We start from the raw sequence: 12,511 nt of genomic DNA, 5'->3' as shown, positions 1-12,511 counted from the left end.
GAAAGCAGCCTTTGATCAACAAGCAGCACCAAAAGTTAGGCAGACTGTTCCACGTTTTTCTGTGTGGAAGTTTTATCAGAAAATTATTGAGTAATTCATATCCCGTCAATCTTCGGTCTCGCACCTGGATCGATATCGCAACTGGAGCGCTTCAGCCTTTACGACACGTTGATAATCGCAACTGGGTTACCTTCAGAGGTCCATCACCAACCCAAATTTTGGTGGGGAGCCAGAAAGCCTTCTCTTGCCCATTGCCCGATGTACAAGCTCTACATGGAATCTGTTGTGACTTTCTCACCCCAGAGCAAGTGTGACCGCAGGCTGCTACAGTGGACTCCATTCGGTCAAGCGATGATACTCGTGAGAGGCTTCTATGCGCTCGAAGCTGACACCCGACAGATTTGACTGAACCGCTGCCAGCCTATTTTAGAGAAAAAGGGAATTTCATATGAACAGATGGATTTATTCTGGGTTCGCATTGCTGGTTTCAGCCTGCAACCCACCGTCCCAGGCCCCATTGGTAACTGATGCGAACGGTCAGACTGCCATCCAAATCAACACAAGCGGGCTTACATGTTACGAGTCGACCTGTCTGGAGATAACAAGGGGCAGCGTTCGCGCGATCGGACACAAGAGAGCTCGCATCCCAAAAGGTATCGATGTCAGCAGTGGGACCGTTACCCCAGACGAGTTTAAGCGGATGCGCCAATCAGCTATGTTGGCGGGCGGACCCGGTTCTGGCAATCGGTAAACAAAGGAGGGGTCGCTATATGTTCAACGATGACGTCCAGGCACGATGCCCAGAATGCGGATCGCCGGATACGGTGATTACAGGTGAGAAAGCCGCCTGTAATGCATGTGGGTACGAGGAGGCTTTTCTGCTCGATGAGGAGTTGCGCGACGGAGCGCATGACCTTGTGGCCAACGCGCAGTCAATGGCCCGGGCGAGAGACGTTCTGCAGCGATGGGATTTTGCAGGGTAAATTGCTGGCTGATGAGGCCAGAAAGCCGGAAAAGTTAAAACACGCAGTAAGGGTTTTTCAGGGGCGAAACGACGGCCGCGCTCTGGAGGCGAAAGATTTGCTGCATCCATTTATATGGGCGTAGAATTGGTCAGGACAAAGCCCTAGAGGGGTCACTCCGCGGCGAGCCGCTCGGTAAGGTTCAAGCGCTTCACTCTGCGCGCGCTGCGCTGTAATCCTCGTCCGAAACATGCTCCATCCAATCCGCAGTCTTGCCCTCAACAGACGTCTGCACAGCCAGATGGGTCATCGCACAGTCTGGCGACGCGCCGTGCCAATGCCGCTCTCCTGGCGCGAACCACACCGTATCGCCAGGGCGCAACACCTGCACTGGCTGCCCCTCAGACCCAGCCAGCCCCAAGCCTGACAAAACATGCAGCGTTTGACCGGCAGGGTGCGTGTGCCAAGCTGTCCGTGCGCCGGGCTCAAAAGTCACAGTAAGGACCTTGACCGGCGAGGGATCATTCCCTGTTACAACAGGATCAAAGCGGACGGTGCCGGTGAAATACTCATTACCGGGGAATTGAGAGGGCCGGTCCCCGGCGCGGTGAATCTCCATGATGTGCTCCTTTGTTGCGTTGCTCTTGGGGACTTAGCAGAGTTCCGATTTCAAACCCAGAAGCGGGCCGGCTCGACGCGGCAATCTGAGCCTCATTGTCGAATGCCCATAGCGCGATTGGAACCGGTCATAGGTTTGAGCGGGACCTACGTCCGAGTTGCGGACGATTTGGTCATTCGCTGCTCTGGGTATGAGTGTCCACTTTTTTGGCAGCGAATAAATTGAGCGAAATTGTGTACTGTTCGTTAGGGAACAACTTATGAAGAAACGCGGGTCTGATATTCCTGGATGCAGTTTCTGTCGAACGCTCAAAGAGACGAACACCTAGTTAACGAGTATGAGTTCCAATCTACTCAACTGCACCGCTCTGAATTATTGAAGTTAGTCAAAAGTAGTCTGATCAAGCAGATTGTGGGCGTTGTTCACGTCGACTGTTAGCTCTCCTCCTATGATAGTTTCTAAGACAGCATTTAAGCCAAAGTTGGGAGTGGGGGTCTGTCTAAATTTTTGGCAACTCTTTATGTAGTCTACAACAATCCGAAGTTCGTACATCCTTGCCTGCTGTCGTTTTGCCGTGTTCAAAGCCTCACAAAACTCGACTTCGGCGAACCGACTTTCAGAAATTGCGAGCGCATAAACGCGGTCGGTCTCAGCTTGCGCCCATCCTTCGTTTGTAAGGCTTTGGTACCTGCGGGCCTCGGCTAACAACTGCAAGGCACTTTCCCGATCACCCGTTTTCAACGTGAGTTCTGCAATCATCGTCAAAAAGAAAGGTTTGTAATTCCCAGCTCCGCTGGCCCACCACGCTTCCGATGCTTGTCGCAATGCGTGGATGTTTTCGGGCTCAGGGGAAAGGTAGGCATCCACCCAGCTTCGCCAGAGCGTTGCAGTCAGCGACATGAAGGTGAACGAATGTTTTGAAGACAGTTCCTCCAACTGATTTGCGGCTTCAATGACTTTTCCCGGTTCGCGGCGCAGAAGGTAGAGCATGCACAGGTAAGTTAGCGACTGTGCTATGCTGTGCGCATGCTCCAGCTTTTGAGCTGCAGCAACCGCTTGTTTTTGAATCTCAAGTGCTTTGTCTGGCGCACCGCGCATCCATGCGGCCATGCTTAAAAAGCACGACGTTATCGCTGCGTGGTCCGAACCGTATATGTAGGCCAGGTGCCCATCGCGTTTCCGACTGTAAAGCTGTAACGCTTTACTCAAATGCTCGTATGCAGGGTTTAGTTCTCCAATATGAAACAGCACTGCGCCCATGGCTCGATGCCCTACCATTTGATGGTGTGTCTCGCCCGTTTTATCTGCCAAATTCAGCAACTGCGCTGCAACACTTCTGGCTAAATCATACTCAGCACGCACCAAATGGAAGGAATACAAGCCATTCAAAACAGGGAACAGATGTTCTGTTTCGTCCACCCGTTCACACAAGTCGCGTATTCTTGCATAAACGGTCCCTGTTTCATCGGCGGCTATTCCTGCCGTCGATCGTAGAACAGCTGCTCTGAGAACCTGAACCTCAATTTCTTTCTGATCCCGCTCAACACCATGGGACAGTTGACTCAACTGCTCGATCGCCAAGGAAAGCTGTGTGTTCGCCTCGATATTGGCAGAACGTTGGACTGCGCGTTGGCCTGCGAGATAGCGATAGTCGATTGCCTCCTTGCTCATACCTGCCATCGTGTAGTGGTGCGCAAGTATTTCCGGACTGGCATCGCCAATATGGGTCGATTTCCCACTTAACGCTCGCGCAACACGTGCGTGCAAGACCCTGCGCTCGCTCTTCAAGAGACTGTTGTAAGCTGTGTCGCGAATTAGGGCGTGGCGATAGCTGAAAGTTTCAAGGTTTTCTTCTTCAGAAACTGTCACAATGCCTGCGTCGACTAAAAGTTCCAATCCCGTGCGCAACGCCTTGTCGCTGATCCGAGCGACCTTGGCGATCAACGGAAAAGAAAATTGAGGTCCGATAACCGCCCCAATCTGGGCGACCTCCTTGACGGAACTCAGTCGGTCAAGCCGCGCCATAAGTGCATCATGCAACGTGCTTGGGACCGAGCTTGCCGGGGACGCCCCACCCTTCGAGTATGCGTCCCTTCCTTTTGTCAAAACCCCTGATTCCAATAGATCTTTTGTCACTTCTTCGACATATAGCGGGACGCCATCGGATCTGGCAGCGACGACATTGTACATTTCGTCAGAAATTGAATGCCCTTTTGCAACTTCGTCCACAATGCTTTTGACCTGGTGAAAGTCCAATTGCTTCAAGACCAATTTAGAAAGGTTGGATTGCAATGCCCAACCTGGGTCAAATTCAGGTCTGAACGTCATCACGACCAATACTGGAAGGTCACGAATCCGATCAGCAACTCGGTCAAGCAACAGTTTAGTTGTCGGATCAATCCAATGCGCGTCCTCAAACAAGAGCAACACTGGCTTTTCCTCAGCCTGCGAAGTCAGATTGCCCAACAGCATTTCTAAGGTCTGATTCATGAGTTGCTGTGGCGTCAGATTCAGTTCACCCAATTGGTCTTCAAAAGGAACCGAAAGTAGGGACGCGGCCAGTTTCAGTGTGTGATCCGACTGGTCACTTAGAACAGAGGATATCTTTCTGAGTTTCAATTCGTTTTTGTCGTCTGAACGAAGGCCTGCAGCATTCTCAATTTGGCGAATGGCCGGATAAAACGCACTCGCGTAATGGTAGGGAGAACATTGATATCGCGTTTGAGTATGCGACATCGTCGGAATGCTCTGCCTTAATTCTTCGACTAATCTAGACTTGCCAATTCCTGGCTCACCGGACACCAGCACAACTTGTCCTTGACCATCACTTGCCAACTTCCACTTTTCATTGAGAGTTTCATATTCTGCGGCGCGTCCGATCAAAGGATTCAGTAACTCGTCTTCCTCTGCCATGAAACGGCTGACTGTTTCCCGTGCTCCTGTCACCTGCCAGGCTTCGACCTCTCTGGCAAAACCTTTAAGCTTGAATGCGCCACGCAGAACGTATTCGAAAGCATCACCCGCCAAATGATGAGTATTGGGAGCGACGATCAATGTCCCAGGTTCAGCCATTGCTTGTAGACGTGCGGCCAGGTTCGGCGTCTCCCCCATCGCCGTTCCGTCCTCAAACATTTTTTCACCACGTAAGTCACCGACAACAACCAACCCAGTTGCGATCCCAATTCGGACATTCAGTTTCGCATGAGTGCGGATAGCTGGAATTTCCTCGATAATACGAAGACCTGCGCGAATGGCTCGCTCAGGGTCATCTTCGTGCGCATAAGGAAACCCGAAAAAGACCATTATCCCATCACCATAGTAACTTGCGATGTGGCCATCAAAAGCTGCCACCGACGCAGCGCAGGTTTCTTTGAACAGTCGGAGTACTTCCGCCAAATCTTCCGGATCGACGCGCTGGGATATTTCCGTTGATCCAACCAAATCTATGAACATGACGGTAAGCTGCCGGCGCTCAGCGACAATCGCGGGACCTAACGCAGTGTTGTGCGGGTAAGTCTCTCCCTTTGCTTCAGCTCGAACAGCTTTCATGAAACGGCGCCTCGGACCTAGGGGAAGCCCGATTTTAGTGAGATCTTTGTCAGTTAATTCGGTTAGATCACCTAGTTCGATTTCATGCTCTGCAAACGACCCAGCATACTTGGACAAGCCATGTTTCTCTAGCCAACGCGAGATTTCAGACATTTGATCCTTTCGCGTGCGGCGGCTGCAGAACTATCACCTGCGATGCACCAGCATGCATCCCTTTCTCCGGTTGGTCGTTGCGGTTTACTGAGTCGCAATTTCCGCGCACTTGAACTCTTTTTTCGCATTGAAAATCACCGTATCGGATTTGGTCAAGGACTTCGTCGCTCTGGTTGGGACGAGTCCTTCGGCATCGGGCCGGTACAACGTGATGGTATCGTAACATAAATATTTAGTGCGGTTCCGTATTCAGTGGATAGCTGTATTTCTGCTATGGGCTTGGAACAGTCGTTCGCTGCACTCGGCGTGAATGACTGCTATGCGGACAAAGCTGATCTTGGCTGCCGCCCTGCAAAAGTCCAAGTTGTTGGTATTGCTCAGCGGTCCAAAAAGTCGGAGATTAAACGTGTGAAAAAATCAGGTCTCTCGGCATGTAGAGCGTGAGCGCAACCTGGCACAACTGCCAACAAAGTATTGGGAATTGTTTCCCAAAGCATTTGAATTTGGCTCCACGGATATGTCCGATCTTGATCGCCCCAGAGCACAAGAGTTTCCTGCCGGATCCGGCTAAGGTTCTGCTCTCCTGACCAGGATTGCATGGCTTCAAGCCCAGCATTTATGGCGGCCAGTTTGGCTTTAGCGGCGATCCCAGCGCAGTGTTCATATCCTGTTGCAGCTTCACAATCCAGAAACCAAGTCGCTGCGATTCTACGTGCGGTGGCCGCCGGGCCGTCTTTCCCAGCGCGCCTTTTACTGTGCTCAATAGTCTCGAACCGCCCCGGCAAAACACCGACCGCGCCAGTCGCGTAAAGCACAAGTCGGTTAATCCTTTCACCGTCGCGCAAGGCAATTTCCTGAGCGATCATACCGCCCATGGAATGACCCAGCAGATGGTATTCCTCTACTCCAAGGCCGCGGAGGTGCCGGACGACCCAATCCGCATATCCGCCAATACTGTCAATTGGCGGCAGATAGGCATTTGCGCCGAACCCAGGCAGGTCGACGGCAACCACATCAGCATGCTGCTGCAGTGTATCGCGACACCCATCCCATTGTGCGCTGCCCCCCATGAAACCATGAACAAGGACAAGGGGGATCACTTTCGCTGACCTTGAACGATCCGATCAAGGATCATCGCACAGAATAGAATGGCAAAGCCTGCGAGGATACCCTGGCCTACATTGGCGTATTGCAGCGCCTCGAGAACGTCTTCGCCCAGCCCTTTCGCGCCAATAAGCGAGGCCACCACGACCATGGCCAGCGACAGCATGATTGTCTGGTTGATGCCTGCGCGAATGGAGGGGCTGGCAAGCGGCAGATCGACCTTGGTGAGAAGGTACCACTTGTTGGCGCCAAAACTGATCGCGGCTTCACGCACGCTTTCAGGAACACCACGCAGGCCTAAAACGGTAAGGCGTACCACGGGGGTCCCGCCGAAGATCATGGTGACGATGACTGCCGCTGGCTTGCCAACCCCGAAAAATGCAATCACAGGCACCATGAAGACAAAGGCAGGCATGGTCTGCATGAAATCCATGATCGGTTGGATGACCGCGTAGAACCGCGGTCGACGCGCAGAGAACATGCCTAAAGGAATCCCAATCACGATGGAAAGCAGCGCCGCAGTGCCGAGAAGCGCCAATGTGGTCATAGCTTTTTCCCAAAAGCCGAGGAGACCCATGTAGGCCAGAAAGGCGCCAGACCATATAGCCATGCGCAAGCCAGCGGTAAGCCAGGTCAAAAGAATGATCAGCGCGGCCACCACGATCCAAGGGGTCTGAACTAACGCAACCTCCATGGCATCCAGCAACCAGCGAATGGCCGCGGTGAGCCCGTCAAAGAACGCCACACTGTTGGCGACGCACCAGGCGATAAAACCCTCTACGCTGTCAATACTGGCCAGGCGGATTGAGTTATCTGTCGGGAATTCGCTAAGAAATGAAAAACGGCCCGGGAAACTGTAGTGGACCATTGCAGTCGCGACCAACAGGATCATGAAACCCGCGCTGAAAACAATCTGGCTGACCGGCATGCCGGAGCGAATGGTGCGATCTGAGAGCCAGTCAGAAAAGCGGGCCTCCAGCGCCCAATTGGCGGCCACAGCCTGTATGAGCTTGGCCACAAGCAAGATGACGACACCGGTGAGTGCAATCGATGGGCCTTGCGCAGCGAGCAAATCTGCCTCAGCGCGGAACCCCTCAATATTGGCCTCTAGACCTTCGATCTGGCGCTGGATGGCTGCGGCTCTATCCGAGCCGCTCTCTTGCGCGGCCGCGAGTTGCTGGTAGCGCAAATCGAGCGTACCTTCGATCGAGGTCACACGGGCCATCGCGTCTGCTCCCAGATCTCCGAACAGGCCCCGCGCGATCTGCACAAAGCCGATCGCTTCGACGACAAGAAAGGCCAATGCCCATGACCAAAGGCCGCGTGCGCCGAACCAGATTGGACCAAAGAGCCCGGCCATCACATTGAAGGTTGCCGTAAAGCGTGCGGACGCCCCGATCTTGTCGAAATTGCGGATGTAGTAATCGGGGCTTGTGCGCACAAAAGTGCGGATATTCTCGCGGCGTTCCTCGGCATAGGCCTGCGCGGCTTCGCTTTCTGTGTCTTCAAGGGGGTTCACACCAAGATCTTCGCTCATGACATTTCCGTCCCTTCAATCACGGTGCGCAACAGATCTGCGCGAGTGATGACACCTCTGTCCTCGCCGCCTTCGGACACCAGAACCGGCCGTTCGTCGTCGATGGCTCGTGTAATTAAAGCGGAAAGTGTCTCATTGTGGTCGACCCTGTCGATGTCAGCCGGCAGTGGGCCGTGCTTAGCGAGATAGCTGTCCAAGGGCTGCATCGCCGCATGAGCATGCACCACCTTCAGGCGCGATATCCCGGCCACGAAATCGGCGACGTAGTCATCAGCGGGATGCATCACAATGTCCTCAGCCGAGCCGATCTGCACCATCTTGCCGTCACGCATGATCGCAATCCGGTCTCCAATGCGGACGGCCTCATCAAGGTCATGGGTGATGAAGATCGTGGTCTTCTTGAGGATTTTTGACAGCCGGATGAACTCATCCTGCAACTGCCGCCGGATCAGGGGATCAAGTGCGGAGAAGGGCTCATCCATCAGTAGAACATCAGGGTTGGCTGCGAGCGCACGGGCAAGTCCCACACGTTGCTGCATGCCGCCAGAGAGTTCGTGAGCGAATTTTGACCCCCAAGCCCCCAATTCGACAATGTCGAGAATGGCGGCCGCCTGCCGCATGCGCTCGTTCTTGGCGACTTGGCGGATTTCCAGCGGCATAGCCACGTTGTCAAGGACTGAACGGTGGGGCATCAGCGCAAAATTCTGGAAGACCATCCCGATTTTCCGGTTGCGGAAAGCCTGAAGTTCCTTTGTGCCGAGGGCCATGACGTCCGTGCCTTCGATCTCGATCTTGCCGGCCGTTGGTTCGAGCAGGCGATTGAAATGGCGCACGAGCGTGGATTTGCCGCTCCCTGATAGGCCCATGATACAGAAGATCTCACCGCGTTTGACGTCGAGGCTGACATCGGCAACACCCACCACCGCGTTGAATTCAGCAAGGACTTCAGCCTTGGTCAGCCCCCGCGCACGAATGGCTTCAAGAGCGGCCTCGGGTTTTGCCCCGAAGATTTTCCAGATGTTGGAAATTTCGATTACAGTCTCGTCGCTCATCCGCCCACCTGTGCGTGCCTTCAAGTGGGGCGGCACCGCTAGGTGCTGCCCGTTGTTTTTTGGCTTGGCTCAGAGACCCAGCATCGAATCTACGCGCTCGGAATTGGCGTTAACCCATTCGGCCGCAACTTCCTCAGCATCGCGCCCATTGGCACTGATCTCGAAGGCCAGCGAGCTAACGTCATCGGCGGTCAGCGCGAAGTTGGCGAAGAATTCCGCAATCGCCGGCGAGCGATCCGCAAGCGAGTTGGACCAGGCGATCTGAACTTCCTTCAGAGCGTCCTTACTGGCTACCATCGACTTGTTGTACCAATCAGGGTCGTCGGAGGGTTGCACCATCACGTATTTTTCAGGGTCATAAGTCGGTTCGGTCAGCATCACTACGTCAAACATGTACCAAACAGCATGCGGCTCATAGCAGTAGAAGGCATATCCTTCTTTTTTGGCAATACTGTCCTTGATGCGCGCGGTCTTCACAGCTTCCTCGGCGCGGATCGGATCGATGAAATCCAACAGGCCATAGTCGCGCACCTTCACCTCGTTGACATTGGCCGAGGCCCAGCCGGGCGCACCGATCCACATCTCACCCTTACCATTGCCATCGCTGTCCATCGCAGCCGCCACATCGGGGCGTCCAAGATCCGCGATGTCGGTGATGTTCATCTCTGCTGCAAAGTCTTTGGAGACGCAGAAGCCCTGATTGCCCTGATATGGGTTCGATGACAACGTCACTGTGCCAGCACCATCAACATATTGCTTGGTAAACGCTTCCTGATTTGGCAGCCATACATCGGGGTGAACGTCGATATCGCCCTTACCCTGATCCATCGCTTGAAAGATCGTGGCATTGTTACCGGGCACATACTCCACCGTGCCGCCTATGCGGGTGGTCACGATCTCACCCAAGACATGGGCAATAGCCTGCGCTCCGGTCCAAGTAGGAACACCGATCTTAACCTCTTCAGCGGCAAGTGGTGCGCCGAGAGCTGAAACCAAAGCCGCGCTGATCAAGTATTTTTTTAGTTTCATTTGATATCTCCTTGTTGGTTTGTTGTTTATTTTCAGGCCACGTAGCCAGGAAGTTCGAAAGTTTCGGGATAGCCAAATAGGGCTGCGCTTCCGCCGGTATGCAGAAAAACGACATTGTCCATACCATCGAAATAGCCTTTGCGGGTTTGGTCGATGAGCCCATCCAATCCTTTACCGGAATAGACCGGGTCGAACAAAAGTCCTTCGGTGCGGGCCAACAGCTTAAGCGCGTCAATCATCCCCTTGGTGGGAAGACCATATCCTGCACCGACGTAGTCGCAATTTGCGCGTACATTTTCGCGCGCAATGGGCGTACCCGCCTCCATATACTCGACAGTACGTACGGCCAGATCATGGACCATGCCTTCCTGTTTGTCTTGTGGGGCACGCACGCCGATGCCCAAAAGGTGAATGTCACTTTCCAGTGCGGCAAGACCGGCGACCAATCCGGCTTGTGTGCCCGAGCTACCGGTTGCATGTACCAACGCGTCAATTTTCAACCCGGCATGGGCGGCCTGTTCGTTTAACTCGCGCGCGCAATTCACGTAGCCCAAAGCCCCGATCGGGTTCGATCCACCGCCGGGAATGATGTAAGGGGTTTTGCCTTCTGTCTTCATCTGCGCGGCGCAGGCTTCCATCTCTGCGTTCATGTCCGCACCACCGGGACGCTTGGAGACACTGGCGCCATGCAAACGATCCAACAGAACATTTCCATTCAGAATATAGTTCGGATCATTAGAACCCGTGCGATCCTCAAGCAGGATATGGCACGCAAGGCCAAGTTTTGCGGCCGCCGCTGCTGTCTGGCGCGCGTGATTGGATTGCGTCGCCCCCTGCGTGATGATGGTATCTGCACCTTTCTGGACAGCGTCAGCCATCAGAAATTCCAGCTTACGAGTCTTGTTCCCACCCGACGAGAGGCCGGTGCAATCATCCCTTTTGACCCATAAACGTGGACCACCCAAAACCTCACTCAGGCGATCCATCGGCTCCAAAGGCGTAGGAAGATGACCAAGCGATACCCGGGGAAATTTCGCCAGTGTCAGCGATAGCTCCTTGCACAAGCTCAAAACCATCTCCGGCGCGACCATCGCGTCACCGCCGGTCATCTGAATTGTCTCCGCCACCACACTCTCCCTGCGTTTGCCAACAGCCAAACACTTTCAAAAGAAAAAGAAGAAAAACAGTGCATATTGCGCAGGCTGCTCATACATTTTCTTTGGGTACTCGGGAGATGCGGATGAATATGCTGTGGTTTGACGATGTTCTGGCCCTTCTGGAAGAGCGGAACATGACACGGGCTGCGGCCCGCAGAAACATCACACAACCAGCGTTCTCAAGGCGTATTCGCAGTTTTGAGGAGTGGCTGGGGATTGAAGTTCTTGATCGCAAATCGAACCGGGTCGAGATCAGTCCAGCACTGGCCTCTAACGAGGCCGAAATCCGCTCTTTGATCGCAAGGCTAAATGACCTTCGCACAAAAATTGCGCAACATGGCCCCACCGTTTCGATTGTGACGATCGCCGCGACACACGCATCGGTCGTCTCCACCTTCCCTGATATGGCATTGCGTGCACGTGCCACGTTCAAGGGGCTCCGTTTTCGCCTCAGGACTGCCAATCTGAACGATTGCGTCACTCTGTTCCTGCGCGGCGATACCAACATGCTGCTATGTTACGAGGCGCAAACCGTCGCCCCAATGCCGTTCGGAGCAGGCATACGTCGCGGCACTTGGGGTCACGACTACCTCATTCCGGTCATCGGTGGCGGATTGCGGTATGCAGTGCGCGGAAACGGCGACGTGCCTTTGGATACGCCAGCGATCGTCTATCCCGAAAACAGCTATTTTGGCGAAGCATTGAACAAGAGCAAACTCCCGTTCGGAACCGCCGATTTCAGCAAAAACCCCGTTTGCCAGACGGCCTTTTCAAGTGGAGCAAAGGAAATGATCCTGAACGGTCTCGGTGTTGGTTGGCTGCCGTTCAGTATGGTGCACAAGGAAATTGAAAGCGGCGAGCTGATCTCCCTACGCAACCAACTGGGCCAGGAAAAGCTCGACGTGGTGGTCTATGCCCATCACCAGACCAAGATAGCGGAAACGTTACTTGATTTCTGGACAAACAGGCCGTTTTCAAAGTCTTGAGCCGATAAAACGCCAATCAGCACCAAAGACCATAGCCATCTGTCGGCACCAAACATTGACCTCTGAAAGCTGTGTGAAATTGCCGCGCTTCTCGCGGTATCCTATCCTACAGTCGTCCGGATTTCGTATATATTCAATGATCGCTTTGGGCTCGAACCAGACCTTCGATGCGGCTCACGCAAATGGCCGCTTTGGGCCCCCCCCGAAGGCGACCCGAAGGTTGCCTGTCTTCTTGTAAATCTGGGTCACCTTCGTCCGCCTCATCGAATGCGTACCGTGTGCGCTCGCCTCAAGACCGATCGATGTGCCCCAATCGCGGACGATCCGCGCATACTGGCGGGTCGAGATATGCAGCCGCTCGTG

Annotated in this window: 9 protein-coding genes and 1 pseudogene; 2 read left to right on the top strand and 8 right to left on the bottom strand. The window is 54.0% G+C overall.

All coding sequences use genetic code 11. From position 1 onward, the window contains the following. Positions 1-770 precede the first annotated feature (770 nt). Entirely contained in the window at positions 771-983 is a 213-nt protein-coding gene (locus AC2TAD_RS14650; RefSeq protein WP_480868542.1) for a hypothetical protein, read from the top strand. Positions 984-1,173: 190 nt separating this feature from the next. On the opposite strand, the gene AC2TAD_RS14645 is transcribed toward AC2TAD_RS14650, so the two are convergent. The 7 genes from AC2TAD_RS14645 to cuyA form a co-directional block, all read right to left on the bottom strand. Beyond that, the gene (locus AC2TAD_RS14645; RefSeq protein WP_170353652.1) at positions 1,174-1,581 is read right to left on the bottom strand and encodes a (R)-mandelonitrile lyase; all 408 of its coding nucleotides are present in this window, start codon (positions 1,579-1,581) and stop codon (positions 1,174-1,176) included. A gap of 381 nt (positions 1,582-1,962) precedes the next feature. Beyond that, positions 1,963-5,283 (bottom strand): AAA family ATPase, encoded by a 3,321-nt coding sequence (locus AC2TAD_RS14640; RefSeq protein WP_480868541.1) that lies wholly within the window; start codon positions 5,281-5,283, stop codon positions 1,963-1,965. A gap of 377 nt (positions 5,284-5,660) precedes the next feature. Then, the gene (locus AC2TAD_RS14635) at positions 5,661-6,383 is read right to left on the bottom strand and encodes an alpha/beta fold hydrolase (protein WP_170752018.1); all 723 of its coding nucleotides are present in this window, start codon (positions 6,381-6,383) and stop codon (positions 5,661-5,663) included. Next, positions 6,380-7,924, bottom strand: coding sequence for an ABC transporter permease subunit (locus AC2TAD_RS14630; protein ID WP_170752016.1), 1,545 nt, complete (start codon positions 7,922-7,924; stop codon positions 6,380-6,382). The genes AC2TAD_RS14635 and AC2TAD_RS14630 overlap by 4 nt, the downstream gene beginning before the upstream one ends. Beyond that, complete coding sequence (locus tag AC2TAD_RS14625) at positions 7,921-8,976, bottom strand: quaternary amine ABC transporter ATP-binding protein (protein WP_170387591.1); 1,056 nt, start codon at positions 8,974-8,976, stop codon at positions 7,921-7,923. Before AC2TAD_RS14625 ends, AC2TAD_RS14630 begins: the two co-directional genes overlap by 4 nt. Before the next feature lie 69 nt (positions 8,977-9,045). Next, positions 9,046-10,005 (bottom strand): ABC transporter substrate-binding protein, encoded by a 960-nt coding sequence (locus AC2TAD_RS14620; protein ID WP_170356586.1) that lies wholly within the window; start codon positions 10,003-10,005, stop codon positions 9,046-9,048. Between the two features lie 32 nt (positions 10,006-10,037). After that, entirely contained in the window at positions 10,038-11,051 is a 1,014-nt protein-coding gene (gene cuyA / locus AC2TAD_RS14615; protein ID WP_480868771.1) for a D-cysteate sulfo-lyase, read from the bottom strand. Between the two features lie 194 nt (positions 11,052-11,245). Between cuyA and AC2TAD_RS14610 the strand changes: the two genes are divergently transcribed. Continuing rightward, positions 11,246-12,148: a LysR family transcriptional regulator gene (locus tag AC2TAD_RS14610; RefSeq protein ID WP_170356585.1), complete on the top strand. Its 903-nt coding sequence runs from the start codon at positions 11,246-11,248 to the stop codon at positions 12,146-12,148. A 174-nt stretch (positions 12,149-12,322) separates the two neighbouring features. On the opposite strand, the pseudogene AC2TAD_RS14605 reads toward AC2TAD_RS14610, so the two are convergent. After that, positions 12,323-12,511, bottom strand: a pseudogene (locus tag AC2TAD_RS14605) (hypothetical protein); the annotation flags it as partial.

Source organism: Ruegeria sp. HKCCD7628 (assembly GCF_057221005.1).
The sequence above is the reverse complement of the archived record's forward strand: the minus strand, read 5'-3'. Positions and strand labels throughout refer to the sequence as shown.